This is a genomic window from Mycobacterium sp. NTMscope_Eco_3 (genome assembly GCF_976985685.1).
This window is the reverse complement of sequence record NZ_CDRJYZ010000001.1, coordinates 1,993,237-2,018,938: the sequence shown is the minus strand read 5'-3', so window position 1 is coordinate 2,018,938 and position 25,702 is coordinate 1,993,237. Positions and strand designations below refer to the sequence as shown.

At 66.8% G+C, this 25,702-nt stretch carries 25 protein-coding genes; 12 read left to right on the top strand and 13 right to left on the bottom strand.

Annotation, left to right across the window (positions count from 1 at the left end):
• Window positions 1-58 precede the first annotated feature (58 nt).
• The 5 genes from pafA to dop form a co-directional block, all read right to left on the bottom strand.
• Window positions 59-1,417, bottom strand: coding sequence for a Pup--protein ligase (gene pafA / locus AC0KTM_RS09255; protein WP_225326854.1), 1,359 nt, complete (start codon window positions 1,415-1,417; stop codon window positions 59-61).
• A 203-nt stretch (window positions 1,418-1,620) separates the two neighbouring features.
• Window positions 1,621-2,394, bottom strand: a complete 774-nt coding sequence (gene prcA / locus AC0KTM_RS09250) for a proteasome subunit alpha (RefSeq protein WP_225326855.1) — start codon at window positions 2,392-2,394, stop codon at window positions 1,621-1,623.
• Window positions 2,391-3,266 carry a proteasome subunit beta gene (gene prcB, locus AC0KTM_RS09245; protein ID WP_238957931.1) on the bottom strand — a complete coding sequence of 292 codons (876 nt, stop codon included), beginning with the start codon at window positions 3,264-3,266 and terminating at the stop codon, window positions 2,391-2,393. Before prcB ends, prcA begins: the two co-directional genes overlap by 4 nt.
• Complete coding sequence (locus AC0KTM_RS09240; protein ID WP_009953377.1) at window positions 3,263-3,457, bottom strand: ubiquitin-like protein Pup; 195 nt, start codon at window positions 3,455-3,457, stop codon at window positions 3,263-3,265. The genes prcB and AC0KTM_RS09240 overlap by 4 nt, the downstream gene beginning before the upstream one ends.
• 118 nt (window positions 3,458-3,575) lie before the next feature.
• On the bottom strand, window positions 3,576-5,084 hold the full coding sequence (gene dop, locus AC0KTM_RS09235) for a pup deamidase/depupylase (protein WP_225326857.1): 1,509 nt from the start codon (window positions 5,082-5,084) through the stop codon (window positions 3,576-3,578).
• 123 nt (window positions 5,085-5,207) lie between these two features.
• On the opposite strand from dop, the gene AC0KTM_RS09230 reads away from it, so the two are divergent.
• Window positions 5,208-5,813: a hypothetical protein gene (locus AC0KTM_RS09230; RefSeq protein ID WP_225326858.1), complete on the top strand. Its 606-nt coding sequence runs from the start codon at window positions 5,208-5,210 to the stop codon at window positions 5,811-5,813.
• Between the two features lie 7 nt (window positions 5,814-5,820).
• On the opposite strand, the gene AC0KTM_RS09225 is transcribed toward AC0KTM_RS09230, so the two are convergent.
• Together AC0KTM_RS09225 and arc are read right to left on the bottom strand one after the other, a co-directional pair.
• Entirely contained in the window at window positions 5,821-7,626 is a 1,806-nt protein-coding gene (locus AC0KTM_RS09225; RefSeq protein WP_225326859.1) for a hypothetical protein, read from the bottom strand.
• A 34-nt stretch (window positions 7,627-7,660) separates the two neighbouring features.
• A complete protein-coding gene (gene arc / locus AC0KTM_RS09220; protein ID WP_225326860.1) occupies window positions 7,661-9,490 on the bottom strand; it encodes a proteasome ATPase in 1,830 nt (609 codons plus the stop codon).
• Window positions 9,491-9,808: 318 nt separating this feature from the next.
• Here arc and lppK point away from each other — a divergent pair, with 318 nt between their 5' ends.
• Together lppK and AC0KTM_RS09210 are read left to right on the top strand one after the other, a co-directional pair.
• The gene (lppK, locus tag AC0KTM_RS09215; protein WP_225326861.1) at window positions 9,809-10,447 is read left to right on the top strand and encodes a lipoprotein LppK; all 639 of its coding nucleotides are present in this window, start codon (window positions 9,809-9,811) and stop codon (window positions 10,445-10,447) included.
• Window positions 10,448-10,455: 8 nt separating this feature from the next.
• Entirely contained in the window at window positions 10,456-10,755 is a 300-nt protein-coding gene (locus tag AC0KTM_RS09210; protein WP_225326862.1) for a DUF503 domain-containing protein, read from the top strand.
• Here AC0KTM_RS09210 and trmI read toward each other — a convergent pair.
• Window positions 10,752-11,597, bottom strand: coding sequence for a tRNA (adenine(58)-N(1))-methyltransferase TrmI (gene trmI, locus AC0KTM_RS09205; protein WP_472415471.1), 846 nt, complete (start codon window positions 11,595-11,597; stop codon window positions 10,752-10,754). The genes AC0KTM_RS09210 and trmI overlap by 4 nt on opposite strands.
• A 74-nt stretch (window positions 11,598-11,671) precedes the next feature.
• On the opposite strand from trmI, the gene AC0KTM_RS09200 reads away from it, so the two are divergent.
• Complete coding sequence (locus AC0KTM_RS09200) at window positions 11,672-12,568, top strand: RecB family exonuclease (protein ID WP_225326864.1); 897 nt, start codon at window positions 11,672-11,674, stop codon at window positions 12,566-12,568.
• A gap of 4 nt (window positions 12,569-12,572) precedes the next feature.
• On the opposite strand, the gene AC0KTM_RS09195 is transcribed toward AC0KTM_RS09200, so the two are convergent.
• The 5 genes from AC0KTM_RS09195 to AC0KTM_RS09175 all read right to left on the bottom strand — a co-directional run bounded on the left by AC0KTM_RS09195 (window position 12,573) and on the right by AC0KTM_RS09175 (window position 16,365).
• A complete protein-coding gene (locus AC0KTM_RS09195) occupies window positions 12,573-13,943 on the bottom strand; it encodes an FAD-containing oxidoreductase (RefSeq protein WP_472415470.1) in 1,371 nt (456 codons plus the stop codon).
• Window positions 13,940-14,458 carry a DUF4126 domain-containing protein gene (locus tag AC0KTM_RS09190; protein WP_238957926.1) on the bottom strand — a complete coding sequence of 173 codons (519 nt, stop codon included), beginning with the start codon at window positions 14,456-14,458 and terminating at the stop codon, window positions 13,940-13,942. Before AC0KTM_RS09190 ends, AC0KTM_RS09195 begins: the two co-directional genes overlap by 4 nt.
• 119 nt (window positions 14,459-14,577) lie before the next feature.
• Entirely contained in the window at window positions 14,578-15,432 is an 855-nt protein-coding gene (gene hisG, locus AC0KTM_RS09185) for an ATP phosphoribosyltransferase (RefSeq protein WP_225326867.1), read from the bottom strand.
• Window positions 15,433-15,434: 2 nt separating this feature from the next.
• Window positions 15,435-15,716: a phosphoribosyl-ATP diphosphatase gene (locus tag AC0KTM_RS09180; protein ID WP_009953388.1), complete on the bottom strand. Its 282-nt coding sequence runs from the start codon at window positions 15,714-15,716 to the stop codon at window positions 15,435-15,437.
• Window positions 15,717-15,762: 46 nt separating this feature from the next.
• Window positions 15,763-16,365 carry a TetR family transcriptional regulator gene (locus AC0KTM_RS09175; protein WP_472415469.1) on the bottom strand — a complete coding sequence of 201 codons (603 nt, stop codon included), beginning with the start codon at window positions 16,363-16,365 and terminating at the stop codon, window positions 15,763-15,765.
• 304 nt (window positions 16,366-16,669) lie between these two features.
• On the opposite strand from AC0KTM_RS09175, the gene AC0KTM_RS09170 reads away from it, so the two are divergent.
• The 8 genes from AC0KTM_RS09170 to AC0KTM_RS09135 are packed head-to-tail and all read left to right on the top strand — an operon-like array spanning window position 16,670 to window position 25,687.
• The gene (locus tag AC0KTM_RS09170; protein ID WP_225326870.1) at window positions 16,670-17,512 is read left to right on the top strand and encodes an MlaE family ABC transporter permease; all 843 of its coding nucleotides are present in this window, start codon (window positions 16,670-16,672) and stop codon (window positions 17,510-17,512) included.
• A gap of 1 nt (window position 17,513) precedes the next feature.
• Window positions 17,514-18,377, top strand: a complete 864-nt coding sequence (locus AC0KTM_RS09165; protein WP_014711536.1) for an ABC transporter permease — start codon at window positions 17,514-17,516, stop codon at window positions 18,375-18,377.
• A gap of 23 nt (window positions 18,378-18,400) precedes the next feature.
• Window positions 18,401-19,984 carry an MlaD family protein gene (locus AC0KTM_RS09160; RefSeq protein WP_472415468.1) on the top strand — a complete coding sequence of 528 codons (1,584 nt, stop codon included), beginning with the start codon at window positions 18,401-18,403 and terminating at the stop codon, window positions 19,982-19,984.
• Entirely contained in the window at window positions 19,981-21,036 is a 1,056-nt protein-coding gene (locus AC0KTM_RS09155; RefSeq protein WP_472415467.1) for an MCE family protein, read from the top strand. The genes AC0KTM_RS09160 and AC0KTM_RS09155 overlap by 4 nt, the downstream gene beginning before the upstream one ends.
• Window positions 21,029-22,084 (top strand): MCE family protein, encoded by a 1,056-nt coding sequence (locus AC0KTM_RS09150; RefSeq protein WP_472415466.1) that lies wholly within the window; start codon window positions 21,029-21,031, stop codon window positions 22,082-22,084. Before AC0KTM_RS09155 ends, AC0KTM_RS09150 begins: the two co-directional genes overlap by 8 nt.
• Complete coding sequence (locus tag AC0KTM_RS09145) at window positions 22,081-23,196, top strand: MCE family protein (protein ID WP_472415465.1); 1,116 nt, start codon at window positions 22,081-22,083, stop codon at window positions 23,194-23,196. Before AC0KTM_RS09150 ends, AC0KTM_RS09145 begins: the two co-directional genes overlap by 4 nt.
• Window positions 23,193-24,431, top strand: coding sequence for an MlaD family protein (locus AC0KTM_RS09140; RefSeq protein WP_238957922.1), 1,239 nt, complete (start codon window positions 23,193-23,195; stop codon window positions 24,429-24,431). Before AC0KTM_RS09145 ends, AC0KTM_RS09140 begins: the two co-directional genes overlap by 4 nt.
• On the top strand, window positions 24,428-25,687 hold the full coding sequence (locus AC0KTM_RS09135) for an MlaD family protein (RefSeq protein ID WP_238957921.1): 1,260 nt from the start codon (window positions 24,428-24,430) through the stop codon (window positions 25,685-25,687). Before AC0KTM_RS09140 ends, AC0KTM_RS09135 begins: the two co-directional genes overlap by 4 nt.
• The last annotated feature ends 15 nt before the right edge of the window (window positions 25,688-25,702 follow it).

Below are 25,702 nucleotides of genomic sequence, written 5' to 3'. Positions count from 1 at the left end.
GCGTCGCGCAATTCGCAGGAGCCGCGTCAGTCCGTGGCAGGCGGTGCGCCGACGGCGGCTACATGCTGGCGATCAGCCGCTTGACCCGCTCGTCGACCGCACGGAAGGGGTCTTTGCACAGCACGGTCCGCTGCGCCTGATCGTTGAGCTTGAGGTGCACCCAGTCGACGGTGAAGTCGCGGCCGGCCGCCTGGGCGGCGCTGATGAACTCGCCGCGCAGCCGCGCCCGGGTGGTCTGCGGCGGATTGTCGACCGCCTCGGCGATGTCCTCGTCGGTGGTGACGCGGGCCGCAAGTCCCTTGCGCTGCAGCAGATCGAACACGCCGCGCCCGCGCTTGATGTCGTGGTAGGCCAGGTCCAGCTGGGCGATCTTCGGGTCGGACAGCTCCATGCTGTAGCGGTCCTGGTAGCGCTGGAACAGCTTGCGCTTGATCACCCAGTCGATCTCGGTGTCCACCTTGGCGAAGTCCTGGCTCTCGACAGCGTCGAGCTGGCGGCCCCACAGGTCGACGATCTGCTCGATCTGGGCGTTGGGTTCGCGGGTCTGCAGGTGTTCGACCGCGCGGCTGTAGTACTCGCGCTGGATGTCCAGCGCGCTGGCCTGACGCCCGCCCGCCAGCCGCACCGGCCGCCGGCCGGTGACGTCGTGGCTGACCTCGCGGATGGCGCGGATGGGGTTGTCCAGCGAGAAGTCCCGGAACGGCACGCCGGCTTCGATCATCTCCAGCACCAGCGCGGCAGTGCCCACCTTGAGCATGGTGGTGGTCTCGCACATGTTGGAGTCGCCGACGATCACGTGCAGCCGCCGATACTTCTCGGCGTCGGCGTGCGGCTCGTCGCGGGTGTTGATGATCGGCCGGCTGCGGGTGGTGGCCGAGGAGACGCCCTCCCAAATGTGCTCGGCGCGTTGAGAAAGGCAGAACGTGGCGGCCTTCGGGGTCTGCAGCACCTTGCCGGCGCCGCAGATCAGCTGGCGCGTGACCAGGAACGGCAGCAGCACGTCGGAGATCCGGGAAAACTCGCCGGCCCGCACGATCAGGTAGTTCTCGTGGCACCCGTAGGAATTGCCCGCCGAATCGGTGTTGTTCTTGAACAGGTAGATGTCGCCGCCGATGCCCTCGTCCGCGAGCCGCTGCTCGGCGTCGACGAGCAGGTCTTCGAGCACCCATTCCCCGGCGCGGTCGTGGGTGACCAGCTGCACCAGGCTGTCGCATTCGGCGGTGGCGTACTCGGGGTGGCTGCCCACGTCGAGGTAGAGCCGGGCGCCGTTGCGCAGGAAGACGTTGGAGCTGCGACCCCACGACACGACCCGCCGGAACAAGTACCGGGCCACCTCGTCCGGGCTGAGCCGACGGTGGCCGTGGAATGTGCAGGTGACCCCGAACTCGGTCTCGATGCCCATGATTCGCCGCTGCACGTAATCGAGCGTACTGGTTGTCCGAGCGCGACGGTGGGCAAGCCGCGCCTATCGATCCACGAAGTTTGTCGCACGCCCGTTTCCTGGCCACGCCGGGGCGCCTGGGCGATCGACGCCGCGGTGCTGACCAGAGGACTCATCAGCACCTTGAGCACCAGCAGCCACACCAGTACCGGCGGGTGGGAAGCCGCCGGTCGCGCGGTCTACTCCGACGATTCGCCGTTCGAGTCCGGCTCGTCGCCGTCGCCTTCGGCGGACCCGTTCGAATCCATCTCGCGCAGCAAATTTTCCAGGGTGGCGCGGTTGATCCGCCGAAACGCCCGTCGCGGCCGGTTGACATCCAAGATCGCGACCTCCAGGCTCGCCACGTCCAGGGTGGACTGGTCGCCGTTGGAGGATTCACTGCCGGCCCGCAACGCTTTCACGGCGATGCGCGTGGCCTCGCGCAGGTTGGCGTTCTCGGCGTACGAGTCCTTGAGCGCGGTGGTGATCGGCTCGGTGGTGCCACCCATCACGACGAAATGGGGCTCGTCGGCGATCGATCCGTCATAGGTAATGCGGTACAACTCAGGCGGTTTCGTCTCGCCGTAGTGCGCCACCTCAGCGACGCACAATTCCACCTCGTAGGGCTTGGCCTGTTCGGTGAAGATGGTGCCCAGCGTCTGCGCGTAGACGTTGGCCAGCTGTCGGCCGGTGACGTCGCGACGGTCGTAGGCGTAGCCACGGGTATCGGCGAATTGGATTCCGCCCCGGCGCAAATTGTCGAATTCGTTGAACTTGCCCGCGGCGGCGAAGCCCACGCGATCGTAGAGTTCGCTGATCTTCTGCAGCGACCGCGACGGGTTCTCCGCGACGAAGAGCACACCGCCGGCGTAGACCAGGGCGACCACGCTCTTGCCCCGGGCGATGCCCTTGCGCGCGAGCTCGCTGCGCTCGCGCATCGCCTGTTCGGGCGAGATGAAATACGGGAAGCTCACTTTTCACCGCCATCGGGGCCGAAAGTGTCAGCGCGCGAACGGCTTTGGATCACCTCGCGAGCCAGTTCGGCGATGCGGCCCTCGGGCACTTCCAGCGCCCCCTCGGCGCCGATCGTGACCGCCGTGGGATAGATGCCGCGGACCAGATCCGGACCGCCGGTCGCGGAGTCGTCGTCAGCCGCGTCGTAGAGCGCCTCGATCGCGACCCGCACCGCCGAATCGGCGTCGGTGACCTGCGAGTACAGCTTCTTCATGGACGACTTGGCGAAAATCGAGCCCGAGCCCACCGACTGGTACCCCTCCTCCTCCAGGTTCCAGCCGCCGGCCGCGTCGAACGACACGATGCGGCCGGCGCCTTCCGGATCGGCCGCGTCGATGTCGTAGCCCCCCAGCAGCGGCAACGCAACCAGCCCCTGCATGGCCGCAGCCAGGTTGCCGCGCACCATGATCGCCAGCCGGTTGACCTTGCCGGCAAACGTCAGCGGCACGCCTTCGAGTTTCTCGTAGTGCTCCAGCTCCACCGCGTACAGGCGGGCGAATTCCACGGCGATGGCGGCGGTGCCGGCGATGCCGGTCGCGGTGTAGTCATCGGTGATGTACACCTTCTTGACGTCGCGCCCGGCGATCATGTTGCCCTGCGTCGAGCGCCGGTCGCCGGCGAGCACCACGCCTCCGGGGTATTTCAGCGCGACGATGGTGGTCCCGTGGGGCAGCTGCGACGCCGCGCCTTCCGACTGGGATGCCCCGAGGCTGGCCGGCAGCAACTCCGGCGCCTGACGGCGCAGGAAGTCGGCGAACGACGAGAGGTCTATGGCGGGGTTTCCCGGAAGTGCGGAGTTGATGGGTAGGCGATCAGAGAACTGCCAGGTCACTGGCCGCCCTTTTGGACGTACGCCCGCACGAAGTCCTCGGCGTTCTCCTCGAGAACGTCATCGATCTCGTCGAGCAAGTCGTCGGTCTCCTCGGCCAGCTTCTCCCGGCGTTCTTGGCCCGCGGCCGTGCTGCCGGCGAAGTCGTCCTCGTCGCCGCCACCGCCGCCACGCTTGGTCTGCTCCTGAGCCATCGCCGCCTCCTGCGTTGTCTGGGCTTGTTGAATGGCTTTTTCAATTGTCCAGCCACGCTGCCCGTTGGTCTTTCCTACCCTACCGGTCAACCCCGACGTTCCCCGGCTGAACCGGCGTCTAGCTGGTGAGTTGTTCGACCAGTTCCGCGGCGCTGTTCACCGAGTCCAGCAGCGCCCCCACGTGCGCTTTGCTGCCCCGCAGCGGCTCCAACGTCGGAATGCGAACCAGGGAATCGCCCCCCAGGTCGAAGATCACGGAGTCCCAACTGGCCGCGGCGATGTCGGCGCCGAACCGGCGCAGGCATTCGCCGCGGAAGTACGCGCGGGTGTCCGTCGGCGGACTGTCCACCGCTTCGAGCACCTGGTGCTCGGACACCAGGCGCTTCATCGAGCCCCGCGCGACCAACCGGTTGTACAGGCCCTTGTCCAGCCGGACGTCGGAATATTGCAGGTCGACCAGGTGCAGCCGCGGTGCCGACCAGCTCAGGTTTTCTCGCTGCCGGAACCCTTCGAGCAGGCGCAGTTTCGCGGGCCAGTCCAGCAGCTCCGCGCATTCCATCGGATCGCGCTCCAGTTGATCGAGCACGTGCGCCCACGTTTCGACGATGTCGGCCGCGCGCGGGTCGGGGTCGCGGCTGTCGACCAGCTTCGCCACCCGATCGAGGTAAACCCGTTGCAGCGCAAGCCCGGTCAGCTCTCGACCGTCGGCCAGGGCCACCGCGGTGCGCAGCGACGGGTCGCGGCTGATCGCGTGGACCGCGTGCACCGGCCGCGCCAAAACCAAATCGCTCAGGTCGATTCCGTGGGCGGGGCCCTCTTCGATCAAGTCCAGCACCAGCGACGTGGTGCCCAGCTTGAGATAGGTCGACGTCTCCGCGAGGTTGGCGTCGCCGATGATGACGTGCAGCCGCCGGTACCGGTCGGCGTCGGCGTGCGGCTCGTCGCGCGTGTTGATGATGCCGCGTTTGAGGGTGGTCTCCAGGCCGACCTCGACCTCGATGTAGTCCGAGCGCTGCGACAGCTGAAAGCCGGGCTCGTCACCGGAGGGTCCGATGCCGACGCGTCCGGAGCCGGTGACCACCTGCCGCGAGACCAGGAACGGGGTCAGCCCGGCGATGATCGACGAGAACGGCGTCTGCCGCGACATCAAATAGTTTTCGTGCGACCCGTAGGAGGCGCCCTTGCCGTCGACGTTGTTCTTGTAGAGCTGCAATTTCGCGGCCCCGGGCACGCTGGCGACGTGCCGGGCGGCGGCCTCCATCACCCGCTCGCCGGCCTTGTCCCAGATCACGGCGTCCAGCGGGTCGGTGCATTCGGGGGCGGAGTATTCGGGGTGCGCGTGGTCGACGTAGAGCCGCGCCCCGTTGGTCAGGATCATGTTGGCCGCGCCGACCTCGTCGGCGTCGACCACCGGGGGCGGGCCGGCCGAGCGGCTCAGGTCGAAGCCGCGGGCGTCCCGCAGCGGCGATTCCACCTCGTAGTCCCAACGGGTGCGCTTGGCGCGCTGAATGCCGGCCGCGGCCGCATAGGCCAAAACCGCTTGCGTCGACGTGAGGATCGGGTTGGCCGTCGGGTCCGATGGCGAGGATATGCCGTATTCGACCTCCGTCCCGATAATCCTTTGCATGCTTCAAAGACTAGGCGAGGTGCGGAATTGACCTTCTCCCGGGCGTCGGCGCCCTGCAGCCGCCGGTCATCGGTGATCGCGTTTGCTGTTGACGTCGCTGACGGCGGTGATTAGCTTCACGGGATGACCGACCTATCCGGGAAGCGTTACGGCGAAGTGCTTCTCGTGACCCCCGGGGAGGCCGGACCGCAGGCCACGGTTTACAACAGCTTCCCGCTCAACGACTGTCCGGCCGAGCTGTGGTCGAAGCTCGACGCCCAGGCCATCGCAAAAGAACACGGGGCGGCCACGGCGTTGCTCAACGGTCCGCGCTACTGGCTGATGAACGCCATCGAGAAGCAGCAGCAGGGGCCGCAGATCACCAAGACCTTCGGCGGAATCGAGATGATTCAGCAGGCCACGGTCCTGCTGTCGTCGATGAACCCCGCGCCCTATACCGCCAATCAGGTCAACCGCCACACGGTCTTCGTCTTCAACCCGGGTGAAGAGGTCTACGAACTCCTCGATCCCGGCGGGCAGCGCTGGGTGATGCAGACCTGGAGCCAGGTCGCCGATCCCACACTGTCGCGCGCCGACCTGCCCGGCTTGGCCGCCCGGCTCAACCTGCCGCACGGGTGGGCCTACCAGCCGCGCCGGTTGACCGAGGAGTTGCGGGTGGACACCCGGACCCGTACCGCTCACGTCACGCAGGACGACTTGACGAACAGCTACTCGCTCCAGTTGGACTGACGCCGCGTCACAGGCGGTTTGCCATCCAACTCTGGTGCCGCACCGCCGCTTTGCGCGCGGTCTTGGCCAGCGCTCGGTCCGGCAGGTGACGGCCGAGCGCGTCGAGGACCAGCGCGGTCTCCGGCGCCGGATGACGCCAGATGTCGTCCAGCAACTGGGACGGGTCGGATAAACCAGCGAAGAGGCTGCACAACTCCTCGGGCGACTCCAACGACTCCGCGAGGACGTCGACGAGCACGGCAACGTCGACGAAGCTCGCGAGCGTCTCGGCGTCGGCGCGGTCCCGCTGGATCAGCCAGAGCGCGGCGTGGCCGGCGACCGGGCTGTCCAGCAGCTGACGAACGAAGGGTTCGGCGACGTCGAGGTCGAACTCGTTCAGGGCGACGAAGCCCATCGTCCGGCCGGCCGCGGTCTCCATGGTCGCGGCCGCCTCGGTGACCATCTGCACCCGCTCGGCGGCCGGCCGGTCGGACCGCCAGTTTGCTATCAACGGCACTTGAGTGTCCTTGCCCACCAACAACATTGCGCCGATCAGGTCCGTCGCATCCCAGTCGTTGATTCGGTCGAGACGGCGCAGCGCGAACCCGGCGTCCTCCAGGTATTCCGGCACGACGTGACGCCCCAGCGCGGTCAGTGCCACAGTCCCACCGGTCCAATTGCTAGGCCCAAGCGGCTGCCGCCGTTCGAGGGCGTCGGTCCAGTGCACCACACCGGCCTGCCGCAGAACGTCGAAGAGTCGGCCCATGTCGTCCTCGACGTATGCCTCCAGCGTGTCCTCCTCGTCGGCATACCAGCGCGGCGACGGCCGTTGCGCGGCAACCAGCGCGTGCACCCACTCCAGCAAGGATTCGAAGGGAAGTTTCGCGCCGTCTTGCAGCAGCGGCGCCAGCCAACACGCGATCCCGTCGTCGAGCAGGTCGTGCATGACGTTCTGCTCGGGATAGAGCTGCGCCCAATGCAACGACCGCAACGGACGTGACAAGAGGATCGCCGCGAACAGCGACTCCGCCCGCTCCACGGGCGAGCGCGTCCCCCACTCCTGCCCCGGCAGCACCCGGTGGCGATGCACGTCCACCGCGCCCGCCTCGATAGCCACTTGGATGAGGAAATTCAGGCGCCGCAGCGCCGCCGTCGACCGGGCCGGATATTTCAGCTCGCCCAACTCGAAATCCAACACGTCGCCGGTGTCGAGGCGCTCCACCAGCGCGCGACCATCAGCAAGTTCGAGTTCGCCCTTGTCGGTGAGCGGCTTGCCGTCCGGCCCGAGATAGTCGCGCAAGGCATCGAGTTTGGCGAGCAGCGGGACCGCCGTCGCGGCGGCCGCCAGGTCGGTCGCGGACGGCGGAACGTAGAGGAACGGCAGTTCGAAGGGCTCCGGCGCGTCGCCCGGGTCCGGAAGATCCTCGACAACGGTAGGGTCGCGTGCTTCGGCCAGCAGGGTCGGTGCAAGGTCGTCGGCCAGCCTGCGCAACCTCGCGGCGCGGTCGGCACCGCCGACCAGACGCCCCGTTGCCTCCATGAAGTCGACGTATACGCCGACCGCGAAGCACAGGCTGACGGCGTCCTCCGGCCGGCCTTCGAACCGTCGCGGACACCACTCCAGCAAAAATTCCGCGATATCGCCGGGCGCGAAATCGTCGAGAACACCGGTGGAGTCGAAGTAACGCCAGTCCAGAAGGACGGCGACGTCGGAGACGACCGCCTCCCGGTCCGAGTCGAGTCCGGCCCACCAACCGTCGAGCTCGTCCAATAGCACGCCACGAACCTGGTCGTAGGCGTCGTCGTCACCCGGAGCCTCAAAGCGGAGCCGCACGGGTGCGACGCTAGCCGGTGGCGCCGACAAATGTTTACAAGTACTGACCCAGGTTCGACTCGGTGTCGATGGCCCGCGACGCGCTCGAGCTCTTGCCGGTGACCAGCGTGCGGATGTAGACGATCCGCTCGCCCTTCTTGCCCGAAATCCGCGCCCAGTCATCGGGGTTGGTGGTGTTGGGCAGGTCCTCGTTCTCGGCGAACTCGTCGACGATCGAGTCGAGCAGATGCTGGATGCGCAGGCCCGGTTGACCGGTTTCCAGCACCGACTTGATCGCGTTCTTCTTCGCCCGGTCGACGACGTTCTGGATCATCGCCCCGGAGTTGAAGTCCTTGAAGTACATGACTTCCTTGTCACCGTTGGCGTAGGTGACCTCCAGGAACCGGTTGTCGTCGATCTCGGCGTACATCCGCTCGACGACCTTTTCGATCATCGCCTTGATGCAGGTGGTGCGGTCACCACCGAACTCGGCGAGGTCGTCGGCGTGCAGCGGCAGCGCCTCGGTCAGGTACTTCGAGAAGATGTCTTGCGCCGCTTCGGCATCCGGCCGCTCGATCTTGATCTTCACGTCGAGGCGCCCGGGCCGCAGGATGGCGGGGTCGATCATGTCCTCGCGGTTGGAGGCGCCGATCACGATGACGTTCTCCAGTCCCTCCACACCGTCGATCTCGCTGAGCAGCTGCGGGACCACCGTCGTCTCGACGTCCGAGGACACCCCCGTGCCACGGGTGCGGAAGATCGAGTCCATCTCGTCGAAGAACACGATCACCGGTGTGCCTTCCGACGCCTTCTCGCGGGCGCGCTGGAAAATCAGCCGGATGTGGCGCTCGGTCTCGCCGACGAACTTGTTCAGCAGCTCGGGGCCCTTGATGTTCAAGAAGTACGACTTGGCCTCGCGGGCGTCGTCGCCGCGCACCTCGGCCATCTTTTTGGCCAACGAGTTCGCGACCGCCTTGGCGATCAGCGTCTTACCGCAACCGGGCGGACCGTAGAGCAGCACACCCTTGGGCGGACGCAGCGCGTACTCCCGGTACAGCTCCTTGTGCAGGAAGGGCAGCTCCACGGCGTCGCGGATCTGCTCGATCTGGCGGGTCAGGCCGCCGATGTCCAGGTAGCTGACATCGGGCACCTCTTCGAGCACCAGGTCCTCGACCTCGGCCTTGGGGATGCGCTCGAAGGCGTAGCCGGCCTTGGTGTCGACCAGCAGCGAGTCGCCCGGGCGCAGCTTGCGGGGCCGGGTGTCGTCGTTGAGAGCGTCGGGATGACCGTCGGGCAGGTTCTCGGCGACCAGCGGCTCGGCGAGCCAGACGATGCGTTCCTCGTCGGCGTGGCCGACGACCAGTGCCCGGTGCCCGTCGGCCAAGAGCTCACGCAGCGTGGAGATCTCGCCGACCGACTCGAACGTGCCCGCTTCCACGACGGTGAGAGCCTCGTTGAGGCGAACGGTCTGGCCCTTGCGCAGCAGCCCGACTTCGATGTTCGGCGAGCACGTCAGGCGCATCTTGCGGCCGGACGTGAACACGTCGACCGTGTCGTCCTCGTGCGCCCCGAGCAGCACACCGTAGCCGCTGGGCGGCTGCCCCAGCCGGTCGACTTCCTCACGCAACGCCAGCAGTTGCTGGCGGGCCTCTTTGAGGGTCTCCATCAACTTCGAGTTGCGGGAGGCGAGGGAGTCGATGCGCGCTTCAAGCTGATGCACATCGCGGGCAGAGCGGGCGCCGCCTTGCGTGCCGACCGCATGATCGAGTTGCTCGCGCAACATCGCGGCCTCACGGCGTAATTGCTCCAACTCGGCCTCGTCGGCGCTGGACATGTCTGATTCGTGGGGGGTTCCGAATGCTTCAGAACGCTCTGAGCTACCCATCTTGCGCTCCTTTCCCACCCCGAATTGGCGCGGCGGATACTTCAACGCTACCGGCGATTGACGATTGATGTGCGTAGTCAAATACCCACGAAAAGTTAAGATTTTCGTCACGCTGGTAATCTCGGCCACTAATCGTGATGATCGAAAGGGCCTTGGGAGGTGGCAGAGTGACCGCAAAGAGCCTCGCCACAGGCTCGCCTCGCGTCGCAGTCACCGTCGGCGCCGCCGGTGTGACTTCAGTTGCACCCATCGGCCCGACCTTAGCGACATCGCTCCCACCCGAAGCGGCCAGCGCCGCCTAGCCGGCCGACCGACTGGATGCACCGACCACTGTCCGTAGCGCTCAGCACCGCCACCGTCCTGGCGGCGGTCGGGCTCGCCGCGTGTTCGTCGAAGCACCCTGCGAGCGAGTCGTCGACCGTCTCTTCGCTGCCACCGGCCACGTCCAGTCCAGTTGCCGCGCCCGTCACGGCTCCCCTACCACCCCCCGAAGCACTCACCGACGTCCTCGCCCGGCTGGCCGATCCGAACGTCCCCGGCGACGCCAAGGTGAGCCTGGTGGAGGGCGCCACGCCGGAGAGCGCGGCCACGCTGGACAAATTCACCAACGCCTTGCGGGACAACGGCTACCTGCCCATGACATTCGCCGCGAACGACATCGCGTGGTCGGACAAGAACCCGTCGAATGTGAAGGCCAGCATCGCCGTCCACACCGCCCAGGCCAACAACGCCAACTTCACCTTCCCGATGGAGTTCGCACCCTTCCAAGGCGGCTGGCAGCTCTCCCGGCGCACCGCCGAAATGCTGCTGGCCCTGGGCAAGTCGTCGGCGGCCCCGACGTCCGGAGCTCCCGCGGGCCCGCCCGAACCCGCACCGCCGCCACCGGAATCCCCCGCGCCACCGGCCCCGCCGCCGCCCCCGCCCGAACCCGCTCCCTCCCAGAACCCGCCAGGTTGACCCGCGGAATGTGGATCGGCTGGCTCGAGTTCGACGTCTTGCTGGGCGACGTTCGCTCACTCAAACAGAAGCGATCGGTGATCCGTCCCGTCGTCGCCGAATTGCAGCGCAGGTTCAGCATGTCGGCGGCCGAGACCGGTTCGCATGATCTGTATCGACGGGCCGGCATCGGCGTCGCCCTGGTCTCCGGTGATCGCGGCCACGCGGTCGACGTCCTGGATGCGGCCGAGCGGCTGGTGGCCGCGCATCCCGAGTTCGAACTGCTGTCGGTGCGACGCTCCCTGCTGCGCAGCGACGATATGGACTAACCGTCGCGGCCCACGCGCTTGCGCCCCAGCGGCGCGGGCGCAACCACCCCGGGCGCAAGCCGTCGCGTGAAGATCAGGAAAGCCGTGTGCCCCCGCATCGAATGCTGCGGCCGCACCGCCAGCCCGACGACGTTCCAACCGCGTTGCAACGTCTCCCAGGACCGCGGCTCGGTCCAGCACTGCTGCGCCCGCAGCGCCTCGACGGCGCGTGACAGTTGGGTGACGGTGGCCACATAGATCATCAGCACCCCACCGGGTGTCAGCAGCCGCGCGACCGACTCCAGCACATCCCACGGCGCGAGCATGTCGAGCACGGCGCGATCGAAGGATCCGTCCGGCAGCTCGGAGGCGGCCACATCGCTGACGATCAATTCCCAGTTGTCCGGCACGGCGCCGCCGGAGAACACCGACACGTTGCGTTCGGCGTGTTCGGCGTGGTCGGCGCGCTGCTCGTAGGAGACCACCCGCCCGCCGGGCCCGACCGCGCGCAGCAGCGAACAAGTCAGCGCGCCCGAACCGGCGCCGGCCTCCAGCACCCGGGCTCCGGGGAAGATGTCGCCCTCGTGGACGATCTGAGCCGCGTCCTTCGGGTAGATCACCTGCGGCCCGCGGGGCATCGACATCACGTAGTCGATCAGCAGGGGCCGTAGCACCAAGTACGCGGCGCCGTTGCTGGACTTGATCACGCTGCCCTGCTCGAGCCCGATGACCGCGTCGTGCGGGATCGACCCGCGATGGGTGTGGAACTCGGCGCCCTCGGCGAGCACCATCGTGTAGTGCCGACCCTTGGCGTCGGTGAGCTGAACACGCTCGCCCACGGTGAACGGGCCGGTTGCGGACACGCGGTATAGCGTGCCAGCCGACTCGCCCCCTCGGGTGCTTGGGGGTTGTCCGCGCCCGGTCATAGGCTTCCGACATGATCGTCCAGCCGGAGGCCCTGCAGTCGGTGACGGGCCGGGCGCGGCAGGTGTCCCGCCCCGCGCTGTCACCGTCGCGCGCCGCGGACTTCAAGCAATGCCCCCTGCTGTACCGGTTCCGGGCCATCGACCGCCTGCCCGAGGCCCCGTCGCCGGCGCAGCTGCGCGGATCGCTCGTTCACGCCGCCCTCCAGCAGCTCTACGGCCTGCCCGCCGCGCAGCGCGGTCCCGACACCGCCCTGTCGCTGGTGCAGCCCGCGTGGGAGCAGGTGATGGCCGCGACGCCGGAGCTCACCGCCGACCTGGACCCGGCCCAGCGCACCCAGCTGCTGGCCGAGGCCCAGGCGCTGCTCGCCGGCTACTACCGCCTCGAAGACCCGACCCGTTTCGACCCGCAATGCTGCGAAGAACGCGTGGAGGTCGAACTCGCCGACGGCACGCTGCTGCGGGGCTTCATCGACCGCATCGACGTCGCGGCCACCGGAGAACTCCGGGTGGTCGACTACAAGACCGGCAAGGCGCCACCGGAGGCGCGGGCCCTGGCCGAGTTCAAGGCCATGTTTCAGATGAAGTTCTACGCGGTGGCGCTGTTGCGGTCGCGCGGTGTGCCGCCCACCCGGCTGCGGCTGATTTACCTGGCCGACGGCCAGGTGCTGGACTATTCGCCGGATCACGACGAGTTGCTGCGCTTCGAGAAGACCCTGATCGCGATCTGGCGCGCCATCCAATCCGCCGGCCAGACCGGCGATTTCCGTCCCACCCAGTCGCGATTGTGCGACTGGTGTCCCCACCAGCAGCTCTGCCCGCTTTTCGGTGGAACACCGCCGCCCTACCCGGGTTGGCCGGAATCATTTGACGCGCACAGTGATTCACGCTCGAGCGAGCCGGCGGCGTAGCAGTCTAGTCGAGCGCCGACATCTCCTGCAGCACGGTCGGAATGAGCTCGCTGACCGTGGGATGGATGTGCATGGTGCGTGAGAGCGTGGTGTAGGGCGCGTTGGCCGACATGACGTCCAGGATGCAGTGAATGGCCTCGTCGCCGCCGACCCCAAAGATGGCGGCCCCCAGGATCTCCTCGGTTTCGGCGTCGACCACGACTTTCATGAAGCCTTGTGTCTCACCCTTTTCGACCGCCCGGCCGACCCTGGTCATCGGCCGCTTGCCGACGAGCGCCTTGCGTCCCGACGCGCGAACCTGATCGACGGTCAGGCCGGCGCGGCCCAGCGGCGGGTCGATGTAGAGCGCATAGGTGGTGATGCGGTCGCTCACCCGCCGCGGGTCGTCATCGAGCAGATTGGCGGCGACGATCTCGAAGTCGTTGTATGACGTGTGGGTGACCGCGCCCCTGCCGTTGCAGTCGCCCATCGCCCAGATGTGCTCGACGCTGGTCTTGAGCTGGTCGTCGACCACGATGTAGCCGTGGGCGTCGGTCCGCACACCGGCGGCTTCCAGGCCCAGGTCGTCGGTGTTGGGGCGCCGGCCGACCGCCAGCAGCAGGTGACTCCCCCGGACGGGAGCGGCGCCGTCGCGGGGGGTGATCTCAAACCCGTTGTCGGTCTTGGTGATTCGCATGTCATCAGCACCGACGATGATGTCGATGCCCTCGGCTCGCAAGATGTCTTCGATGGTGGCCGAGACGTCCTCGTCTTCGCGGGACGCCAACCGCGGGCCACGCTCCACCACCGTCACCCGCGCCCCGAAGCGCCGGTACATCTGCGCGAACTCCAGCGCGATGTAGCTGCCGCCCACGATGACGAGATGCGTTGGCAGCGTGTCGAGTTCGAGGATGGACACGTTGGTGAGGAACTCGACCTCGTCCAGGCCCGGGATGTCGGGCACCACGGCGCGGCCGCCGACGTTGAGGAAGATGCGCTCGGCGCGCAGCACGTCGTCACCGACCCGCACGGTGTGCGGATCGGTGAATACCGCGTGCCCGCGGACGACGGTGCAGCCGTCCATGCCCTCGAGCCAATCTTCGACGCCCTTGCGATCGCCCAGCATGATCTCGTCCTTGCGGGCCTTGACTTTCGCCATGTCCACGCTGATCTCGCCGGTGCCGACGCCGTAGTCCGCGCCGCGCCGCGCCAGGTGCGCGGCGCGCGCGGAGGCCACCAGCGTCTTGGTCGGGATGCATCCGGTGTTGACGCAGGTGCCGCCGATCAGTTTGCGTTCGACGATCGCGACGCGCTGCCCGGCTGCCGTCAGCCGCCCCGCCAACGGCGGGCCCGCCTGGCCCGCACCGACGATGATCGCGTCGAAATGTTCTGTCACTTAACCGCCGTCAGCAGGTACTCCGTCAGCACGTGGCCCGTCACCGCCACGATGACGAATCCCCCGACGATCGCGACCACGTCCTCGAGCAGCGCGATGGGCAGATCCTTGCCCGCCACCGCGGCCAGCCGCTTGCGCGCCTGGTAGCCGCCGAGGGTGCCGAGCACCGCGCCGATGACGCCGGCGCCGAGCGCGGTAAACGTCCAGTGCGGCCAGGCGCCCAGCGCCGCCCCCGCGAGACCGCCCGTGACGATGCGGGCCGCGAAGATCGGCGCCGCCGTGCGGGCCGGGGTCTTGGGCAGCTTGTCGTTGATCAGTTCGCCGACGGCGAGGACGGTGAAGACCACCACCGCGACGATGCTTCCCATCCACGACGCCCAGGTGCCGTGCAGGTCGATCCAACCAAGAAGAGCGGGGGCGGCGGCCCAGGCGACCAGGGCGGGCGCCGTCAGCGAACGCAACCCGGCAACGACGCCAATCAACAAAGCCAGCAACACAACAAGCGCGTGAGTCACGAAGACCTCCTGGAGGACGAAACAGCCGGCGACCTTTTCAGGGACGGCCCACACGCCAACCCGGGCAATCCCCCGAGGCGGACGCTAACACAGCCGCGGCGGTCGCACCGCGTGTGCAATCAGAACCGGCAAAACCTGATATCGGACGCCAGAATCGCCTTGGCGCCGATGGCGGCCAGCTCATCCATGATTTCGTTCACGCCCCGGCGCGGGACCAGCGCCCGGATGGCAACCCAATCCGGATCGGCCAGGGGCGCAATGGTCGGCGACTCCAGGCCCGGCGTGATCGCGGTGGCCTTGTCCAGCACCGAGCGCGGGCAGTCGTAGTCGAGCATCAGATACTGCTGGCCGAAGACCACACCCTGGATGCGCGCCACCAGCTGATCGCGCGCGGCCTGCGTCCCGGACCGGCTGCTGTGGTCGCTCTCGATCAGCACGGCTTCCGAATCGCACAGCGGATCACCGAACGCCACCAGGTTGTGCAGGCTCAGGGTGCGCCCGGACCCGACCACGTCGGCGATGGCGTCGGCGACACCGAGTTGCACCGAGATCTCCACCGCGCCGTCCAGTCGGATGACGGTCGCCTCAATACCGCGCCCCGCCAAGTCTTTTCGCACCAAGTTGGGGTACGCCGTGGCCACCCGCTTGCCGGCCAGATCGGCGATCTTCCAGTCCCGCCCGGCCGGGGCGGCGTAGCGAAAACTCGACGACCCGAATCCCAGCGCCAGACGTTCCCGCACCGGGGCGTCGGAATCGCCCACCAGGTCGCGCCCGGTGATGCCGAAATCCAGCTCGCCCGAACCCACATAGATGGCAATGTCTTTGGGCCGCAGGAAGAAGAACTCGACCTGATTGGCCGGGTCGATGACGGTCAGGTCCTTGGAGTCGGTGCGGCGCCGGTAGCCGGCCTCCGCCAAGATCTCGGTGGCCGGCTCGCTCAGCGTGCCTTTGTTGGGAACCGCAACCCGCAGCATGGTCACAGCTTCCGATACACGTCGTCGAGGGACAGCCCGCGCGCGACCATCAGCACTTGCGTCCAGTAGAGCAACTGGCTGATCTCCTCGGCCAGCGCGTCGTCGGGTTCGTGTTCGGCGGCCAGCCACACCTCGCCGGCTTCCTCGAGGATCTTTTTACCCAGCCCGTGGATGCCGCCGTCGAGCGCGGCGACCGTCGCGCTGCCGGCCGGCCGGGTGCGGGCACGCTCGCCGAGTTCGGCGAACAGATCCTCGAAGGTCTTCACGGCCAGCGATTGTTTCACGCGGCGGTCGGCAAAGTCACGGCGGTTTCGGTCGGGGCCGCCCGGTTCAGTCGAATCCGGCGAGAGTGAGCCGCAGCGCTTGTTCCAATTGTTCGTGAAAAGCCGGGCTTTCGCCGATATCCGAGGACAGCCACCCGTCGAGGACGAATTGGACTGTGGCCAAACTGGTGTGGACCAACAACGCGGGTCGAATGTCGACCCCCGCATCGACACCCATCCGGTGAGCGACTTGCTCGATCAGCGTGCCGTGATCGGTTTCGCTGACCAAGACGGATTTGCTCAACAGGTGGGGCGCGGTGGCGACGGCGTGACGCCAGGTATCGAGGTTGGCGACGTTGCTGACATCCCTGGCGTGCGTGACGAACAGCTGGATCAATGCTTCGACCGGTGACTCGTGTGGCGGCCGGGCGCTGTACGAACCCACGATCTCGGCGGCCGCCTCCCGAACGGGATCGACGAGCAGGCCCTCCTTGGTGGGCGCATACCGGAAATACGTGCTGATGGAGACCCCGGCGGCCGACGCGATGTCCTCGGTCGTCACCGCCTCGAAGCCCCGCTCGGCGAAGAGCTGGTGCGCGGTCTGCTGGATCTGGGAAAGCAGCTCAGCACGGCGTCGGTCCCGCAACGAACCGGTGTTTGCTGAGGGCATGCCATCACCTTCGTCAATCCGACATTAGAACCCCGCGATGCCGTCCAGCGACGATCTCAGATGAGGGACTCTACACTATTGAAAGTCCCTATCAAATAGGCTAGTGTGATGCAGCACACACCGATGAACTGCAGAGTCTTGGCGCTTGTTGACACTATTTTAATAAAAATAGGGTTCCAACGGCTACCCAACGGCCTCTGCTCGGCGCTCAGGACTTAGGGGTGGGAAGAGGGCCGATGAGCGGTAGCTGGTACGCGATGACCTGTGCCACGGGTTTGCTAGACCGACCGCGGGTCGCGCCGCTATGACGACGGCACAGCTTGACGGCGTTGTCGCCATCCGGAACTGGTCGGTCGGGTACGTCAGACGTCATCCGGTCGCCTCGCTGACGACGGTGGGCGAACAGTTCGTCCTGGGCGTGCGCACCGTTCAATATTTCTTCGTCGACCTGATCACCGGGCGATTTCAATGGCACGAATTCGTCCGGCAGGGCGCGTTCATGGCCGGCACCGCGGTGCTACCGACGATCCTGGTCTCGCTGCCGATCAGCGTCACCCTGTCCATCCAATTCGCGCTGCTGGCCGGCCAGGTCGGCGCCACCTCGCTGGCCGGCGCGGCGAGCGGGCTCGCGGTCATTCGGCAGGGCGCGTCGTTGGTGGCGGCGGTGCTCATGGCGTCGGCCGTCGGGTCGGCCATCACCGCCGATCTCGGTTCGCGCACCATGCGCGAGGAAACCGACGCGATGGAGGTGATGGGGGTCTCGGTGATCCGGCGCCTGGTTGTCCCCCGCTTCGCCGCGGCGGTGATGATCGGTGTGGCCCTCACCGGCGTCGTGTGCTTCGCCGGATTCTTCGCGAGCTACATGTTCAACGTGTACTTCCAGAACGGCGCGCCGGGCAGCTTCGTGTCGACGTTCGCGTCGTTCGCGACGACCGGCGACATGATTCTCGCGCTGCTGAAGGCGATCGTGTTCGGCGCGATCGTGGCCGTCGTGTCCAGCCAAAAAGGCTTGTCCACCAAGGGCGGACCGACGGGCGTCGCGAACTCGGTGAACGCCGCCGTCGTCGAGGCGATCCTGCTGCTGATGATCGTCAACGTCGCCATCAGCCAGCTCTACATCCTGTTGTCGCCCAGGACGGGGCTCTGACGTGACGGCCTCGGCGTATGAGCCTTTCGCACCGATTTCGACGCCGCTCGTCCGGCTCTACCGCAGGGGCAAGGTGCCGATCATCCGGCTCGGCCATCTGCTGGTCTTCTTCGTCCGGGCGGCGGTCGCCGTGCCGCTCGCCGTGCGCCAGTACAGCGGCGAATTTCTGCGGCTCCTGTCGAACATCACCTGGGGCAACGGCTCGATCGTGGTCGGTGGCGGCACCGCCGGCGTGGCGGTGGTGCTCGGCATGACGGTCGGCGCACTCGTCGGCATCGAGGGCTATAACTTCCTCGACCTGCTCGGCCTCGGCCCGGCCACCGGGTTCGTCTCCTCGTTGGTCAACACCCGCGAACTGGCGCCGTTGATGGCATCGCTGGCCTTCGCCATGCAGGGCGGTTGCCGCTTCACCGCCCAGCTGGGATCCATGCGCATCGCCGAGGAGATCGACGCATTGGAGTCGATCGCGATCCGCCCGATCCCCTACCTGGTGACCACCCGGCTGATCGCCTCGGTGGTGGCGATCATCCCGCTGTACGCCGCGTGCCTGGCGATCGGCTACCTGAGCACGCAAGTGGTGGTGGGGATCGGCAGCGGTGGCTCGACCGGGTCCTACCTGCACTACTTCACGCTGATGCTGGCCGGCCAGGACATCGTCTACTCGTTGATCAAGGCCGTCATCTTCGTGTGGATCGCCTCGACGATCCAGTGCTACTACGGGTATTACGCGAGCGGCGGACCCGAAGGCGTCGGCGTCGCCGCGGGGCACGGCATGCGGGCCAGCATCACGGTCGTGATCATCGTGAACATGCTGCTCACCATGGCGCTGTGGGGCGTCGACTCCGGCGCAAGGTTTGGCGGTTAGGCCCGTGGCTAGGTCGGTGGAAGATGCCCAATTCCCTTGAGCTGGACGGACGTGGCCCCTCCGAACGCCAGCTGTTCGGCGTCGGCATCGCCGTCGTGGTGGTCAGCGCCCTGGTCACCGCCGCGATGTTGGTCAAATCCACTGGCAGGCTGGACAATTACGTGCGGGTGGTTGCCGATCTGGTCAACGTGGGCGATGGCCTTCCGCAAAAATCGGACGTCAAATATCACGGCGTGCTCGTCGGAATGGTCGACGACGTCGTCCCGGCCGCGCACGGCAAACCCAACTATGTCCACATCGACCTCAAACCCGAATACGCCAAGTCGATTCCGGCCGCAGTGACCGCGCGCGTGGTGCCGAGCAATGTGTTCGCCGTGTCGTCGGTGCAGTTGGTGGGCTCCCCAAACCAAAAGGGCCCGGGGGCGAAAATCCGCCAGGGCGCGCATATTCCGGAGGACAAGCGGTTGCCGACCGTGTTGTTCCAGACGACGGTCAGCAAGTTGCGCGACCTGCTGGCCGCCGCGGGGCGCGGCCGTGACGACAGGTCGGTGGGGATCCTGGCCGCCCTGGGTGCGGCGACCGACCACCGCCGCGTCAGCCTGCTCAACGCCGGTGCGCAGTTGAATCGCCTTCTCGACCAGCTCAATTCGATCGTCAGCACCGACACCGGTCCGTCGACGGTGTCCGCGCTGCTCGATGCGACGACGGGGCTCGCGCAGACGGCCCCCGACCTTCTCGACGCATTGCATCAGGCCGTCGAGCCGATGCGGGCGTTCGCCGAGACGCGCGGACAGCTGAGCTCGCTGCTGTCGGGCGCCGACGACACGGTCGGCACGACGCGCCAATCGTTCGACAACCACATCGACCAACTCATCAGGATCACCACCGATTTCACGCCGGTGTTCGGTGTGTTGGCGCAGAAGTCGAACAATTTCGTGCCCGCGGTGACGAAATTGGACAACCTTGCCAACCAGTTCATGGAGCAGGTCTGGAACCCGGACACGAATCTGGGCAACATGCGCGCGATGCTGACGTTCACGCCCAGTTCCACCTACACCCGCGCCGACTGTCCACACTACGGCGAGCTGAAGGGGCCGAGCTGCTTTACCGCGCCGCTGATCCCGGTGCGCCCCGATCTGCCCGAGGTGCTGCTGCCGCAGAACTATCATCCCCCCAAGGATCTGGCTCCGCCGCCGGGCACCGTGATCGGTCCGGACGGAAACCTGGTTGCCGTGGGTCCGCCGCTGATCAACCCGACTCCGAATTTGACCGATCCGAATCCCCCGCTGGCCCCAGGGATTACGCCGTCACCGCCCGTTCCCGGCAGCGCGAATCCCGACAACCCGTCGCCGGGGGCGCCGGCGACACCACAACCGCATCAGCCGTGGGTCGCGCCGGTGGCGCCCAAGGCGCCGTGGATTCCGCAGGCGTCGTTTGGCCCCTCGCGTTTCGGGGGGAACGTGGGACCCGTTGGGAGCCAGTATGAACGAAACATGTTGGGTGTGATCACCGGCGGCCCCGCCACGCCGGCCACGGAGCTGCTGCTCGGTCCGGTCGCCCGTGGCACCACGGTGTCGGTAGCCCATCCGTCCGGGGAGGCCAAATGAAATTTCGCGGCCCGCTCATCGCGCTGACCCTGTTCATGATCGTCTCGCTGACGGTGACCTGGCTGGTGTATGTGAGCTTGCGGCGTGACGTCGCCGGTGACACGGCCAGGTATTCGGCGGTGTTCAGCGACGTGTACGGGCTTCGCGAGGGCGACGACGTCCGCATGGCGGGAGTGCGCATGGGCCGGGTCGAAAAGGTGGAACTGGACGGGAAACTGGCGAAAGTCTCGTTCGTGGTGCAGCAGGAACAACGGCTGTTCGGCAACACCCTCGCCTCGGTGACGTATCAGAACATCGTCGGGCAGCGCTACCTGGGACTGTCGTTGGGCAAGGAAGGCAGCCCCGAGCTGCTTCCGCCGGGCAGCACCATCCCGCTGGAACGCACCGAACCCTCTTTCGACGTCACCACGCTGCTCAATGGCTACGAACCGTTGTTCAGCCTGCTGAACCCCCACGACGCCGACAACCTCACCAAAGGCATCATCGCCTCGCTGCAAGGTGACACGTCATCGCTGGCCACGCTGGTCGGCCAGACCTCCACGCTCACAGAGACATTCGCGGGGCGGGATCAGGCCCTGGGCAGCGTGATCACCAACCTCAACAAGGTGGTGGGCAACCTCGCGGCCCAAAACGACGACCTCGACGGGGTCATCACACAGACCCGCAGCGTCGTCGGTGAGCTCGACCAGCGGCGCCCCGACCTGGTCGCCTCGGTGGGTTCGCTGGCGCGGGTGACGGGTCGACTGTCGACGTCGGCGACCGACGTGTACCCGGCATTGCGCGAATTCATCGATCGCAAGCCCGGTGTCGCCAGACACATCATGGACGTCGAACCGCAGGTGGCGTTCTTCGGCGACAACATCCCGCTGCTGCTGAAAGGCCTTACCCGGGTCGGCAATCAGGGCGCCTACGGCAACGCCTACGTGTGTGACGTGAACTTCATGGGGTTCTTCCCCGGGCTCAACGATGTCGTGCCGATCATCATCAATGCCGCCACGCCGGGAAACAGGGCGTGGCACACCCCGAGGTGCAGGAGCACGGTCGATGGCTGACAAGACTGTGCGGCAACGGCTTTCGGGGATGAAGAAGCGGCCGCTGGAAAGCTACAACAAGACCTGGCTGGGGTTCATCGCGGTCGCGGTGGTAGCGGTGGTCATCGGGGTCATGCTGCTGGTGCATGCCATCGGCGCCGGCTATCTGCACTACACCGCCGAGTTCCTGCAAGCGGCTTCGCTGCGGGCGGGCAACCCCATCGTGGTCGCGGGCATTCCGGTGGGCAACGTCACGAGCATGAAACTCGTCGGCGACCACGTCGAGGCGGGGCTGAAGGTCCGGGACGACATCAAGCTGGGCAAGGACTCCCGGGCGCAGATCAGGGTCACCACGATCCTGGGGTCGCGCTACCTCGCGCTGGAACCCAACGGGCCGGCGCACCTGCCCAACAACACATTCGACCTGGCGCACACCGAGGTGCCCTACGACCTGCAGGCCGCGTTGCAGGATGCCACCACCACTTTCGAACAGGTCGACTCCGACAGGTTCGCACAGTCGCTGGCGGTGCTCGGCAAGCAACTCGAGGGACTGCCCTCCGTGGTGCCGCAGGCAATTACGAACATCAACACCCTTTCGTCGATCATCGCGGTGCGCCGCGACCAGCTTGGACAGCTGCTGCGCAGCACCGAGCAGGTGACGAACACGCTGCGGCGCCAGCAGGCCGGTATCGGCGCGCTGGTCGACCAGGGGCAGGACCTGCTGGGCCAATTCGTCGCGCGGCGCGCCGTTTTCCACGCGATGATGCAATCCCTCTCGAGTCTTGTCGACACCATGAGCCAGGTCGTGGTCAACGACCGCTCGGGTCTGGACGCGCTGATCAAAGACATGCGCGACTTCACCAACCTGATGTCCGCGCACGACGACCTGCTGCACAGCATGCTGCAAACCAGCCCGATCTTCTTTCGCGAGGCGGCCAACCTCACCGGTGACGGCAACGCGATCAACTTCAACGCGCCCAACGTGCCCCTGATCGACTCCTGGATGTGCGCGATCAGCGGCCGCGCCAAGCAGTTCGGCATGATCCAGTACTTCAAGGACTGCAAATGAGGGGATTCGGCGCCAGGGCGCTGGCCATCGTCGCCGCGGCCGCGGTCATCGGCGCGGTGGTCGGCGTCGGTTGGTGGTACCTGCGTTCCGACGAGGACACGATCACGGTGACCGCCCAATTCGACAGCGCCTCAGGACTTTACGAGGGCAACGTGGTGGCGGTGCTCGGCATGCCGGTGGGCAAGGTCACCAAGATCAACGCCAAGGGCGGCTACGTCGAAGTTGACTTCACCGTCGACCGCCACGTCAAGGTTCCCGCCACCGCGCAGGCGGTCACGGTGTCGACCTCCATCCTCACCGACCGCCAGATCGAACTCACACCGCCCTACCACGACGGGCCGACCCTGCAGAACCACGACACCATCGGGCTGCCCCGGACCAAGACACCGGTCGAATTCAGCAGCGTCCTCAACGTCTTGGACAAGGTGACCAAGTCGCTCGAGGGCGACGGCCGCGGCGGCGGCCCGATCGCCGACGTGCTCAATGGCGGGACCGAGGTGATCAACGGCAACGGCGAAAAGATCAAAGCGGCGCTGGGCGAACTGTCCAAGGCGCTGCGCCTGTCCAGCGACGGCGGCGCGACGACCCGTGAGCAGATCACCACGATCGTCAAAAACATCAGTACGCTGTTCGACGCCGTGGCCGCCAATGACACGAAATTGCGCGAATTCGCCTCCACCATCCACCAAGTCAGCCAGATCATGGCGGACGAAAATCTCGGCAGTGGCAGCACCGGACGCAAACTCGACCAACTCATCCAGCGGGCCGGCGACCTGCTTGACGCCAACCGCGACAACATCAAGCAGACGGTCGTCAACGGCAATGCCGCGCTGAAGACGGTGACCGAGCAGAGGCGCGACCTGGCCGAGCTCCTGGATCTCGCTCCACTGGTGGCCGACAACGCCTACAACATGATCGACCGGGCCAACGGTGCCGTGCGCGCCCGCTTTTTGACGGACCGATTGCTCTTCGACAGCCAGTACACCAAAGAGATCTGCAACCTGATGGGCCTTCGTCAACTGGGCTGCAGCACCGGGACCATCCAGGACTTCGGCCCCGATTTCGGGTTGACCTACGTGCTCGACGGCATGGCCGCCATGGGGCAGAAATGATGACGGCGCGCACGCGGGGAATGCCGGCGGTGCTGGCCGCGGCCATGGTCACCGCAGGATGCGCCACGAACGGCCTTGCCAGCCTGCCCCTTCCGGCACCGGGGCTGGGTTCGGGAGGGTATTCGCTGAACGCCGTGTTCTCCAACGCGCTCAACCTGCCGATGAACGCCAAGGTCAAGCTCGCCGGGGCCGACGTCGGGCAACTCGAGTCGATGGTTGCGCGCAACTACACCGCCCTCACCAGGCTGCGGATCAGGGAGGGCGTGCAACTGCCCCGCGGCAGCACCGCCGAATTGCGCACCGCGACGCCACTGGGCGACGTGTTCGTCGCGTTGAAGCCGCCCGGCGCGGGTGAGGGGGACGGGCCGCTATTGAAGAACGGCGACACCATCGGCCTGGACTCCACCGCGGCCGCCGCGACCGTCGAGTCGGTGCTGAGCTCGGCGGCGATTCTCGTAAACGGTGGCGCGGTACGCAATTTCACTAACATCATCAACGGTTTCGGCAAGGCGACCGGTGACCAGGGACAGGCGTTCGGAGACATGATCCGCAAGTCCAACGAGTTGCTCGGGACGCTGGATTCGCGATCCGATCAGATCAAGAACGCGTTGAGCCAATTGTCGCGGCTGGCCGACCAACTCGACGCCAAGAATCAAACGATCAGCGACCTGATGGCGGCGGCCAGGCCCGCGACGTCGGCCCTGGCCGCCAACACCACCCAGCTTTCCAATTTGGCCGTCCAGGTGGGCGACACCACGCGGTTGCTGGCCAGGTTCCCGTCGATCGGCGGGACCGACACCAGCGGCCGCAGCGTGATCCGCGACCTGAACACCATCGCCGGGGCCGCCAACGACGTCGCGGTGAGCCCGGACACCAGCTGGCTGTCGGTGAACCGGCTGATCCCTCCGTTGGTCAAATCGACGGCGGGGAACTCGATTTCGGTGCACGTGGGCGTGGACAAGATCATGCTCGGTTCGCTGCCCGATATCGGATACCCCGGTGACATCGGGCTGCACGGACCCCACCACTACAACGTGAACCTGCTCGTGGGCACCCTCAAGTACACCCTGTGGCGGCTACAGGAGCGGGTGGTCGGCCGGGGACCGGATTCGCCGCAGGTTCCCGTCATCCCGGACCCGACCATCCCGGGCCAAATCGATGTCGCCCCCGGACCCCCGCCGGGACCGGTCCCGCCACCGGGGTCGGCCGAACCGCCGCCGGGGCCGCACTCATGATCCGCGCCATCGCCGACTTCGCCAATCTCGTTGTCCGGGCGGTGCGTACGGGCCACCGGCAACAGGTGTGGCTGTCGGTGGCCGGGTTGGCGCTCATCCTGGTCGTGGCCACTGCCTACCTGCTGATCGGCGCCTTGCGGGTGAAGCCCTTCGCCGCGTCCTACCGGGTCACCATACAGTTGGCCGATTCGGGCGGGCTCCTCCCCAACCAGGACGTCGCGCTGCGGGGGGTGCGCATCGGCCGGGTCGAGTCGCTGGAGATCACCGACCACGGGGTGAACGCCGTCGCCACCATCACGTCGAAGGTGCGGATCCCGGCGAACAGCGTCGTGCACGTGTCGGCGCTCTCGCCGGCCGGTGAGCAGTACGTCAACTTCGAAGCCGCGTCCGACGCCGGCCCGTATTTGCACGACGGCAGCCGCATCGCCCTGGACCACACCACGGTCCCGGTCAGCTTGGCGCAGTTGCTGGGCGACGCCGACGGGCTGCTGGCCCAGGTGGACCCGCACAAGATCGAGTTGATCAAGAAGGAACTGAGCCTGAGCAAGGAAGGTCCGGCGAAGCTGACCGCCATCGTCGACGGCGGCACTTTCCTGCTTTCGACGCTGGATTCGGTGCTGCCGCAAACCACCAGCATCATCAAGACCAGCCGGGTCGTGCTCACCCTGGCGAGCGACAAGAACTCCGGCTTGGGCGCTGCCGCAACAGAACTCAACCAAACGCTGACCGGCGTCGCCCGGATGCAGGCTGGCTATCGCCGTTTAACCCAGCAGACACCGCGCACACTTTCGGCCGTCGACAATCTGTTCGCCGACAATTCCGACACGATGGTGCAGTTGCTGGGCAGCATGGCCACCATGTCGCAGCTTTTATATCTGCGGGTCCCGGCGCTCAACGCGCTGTTCCCGGACTATCGTGGGTCGGTACTGGACGCGGTGACGAGCGCGTTTCACGACAACGGAGTCTGGGCGATTGCCGACCTCTACCCCCGCTACGTGTGCGACTACGGAACTCCCTCGCACCCACCGTCGGCCGCCGACTACTACGAGCCGTTCATGTACACCTACTGCCGCGACGACGACCCCGCGGTCTCGATCCGCGGCGCCAAGAACGCACCGCGCCCGGGCGGCGACGACACCGCCGGCCCGCCGATGGGCGCGAACCTGGGCCAGCGAACCGATCCGACCCCCAAGGGCCGCTACACCATTCCCACCCCCTACGGCGGCCCGCAGCTGCCGATCGAACCGCCGCACTAGGCCTGAACCGTCCGA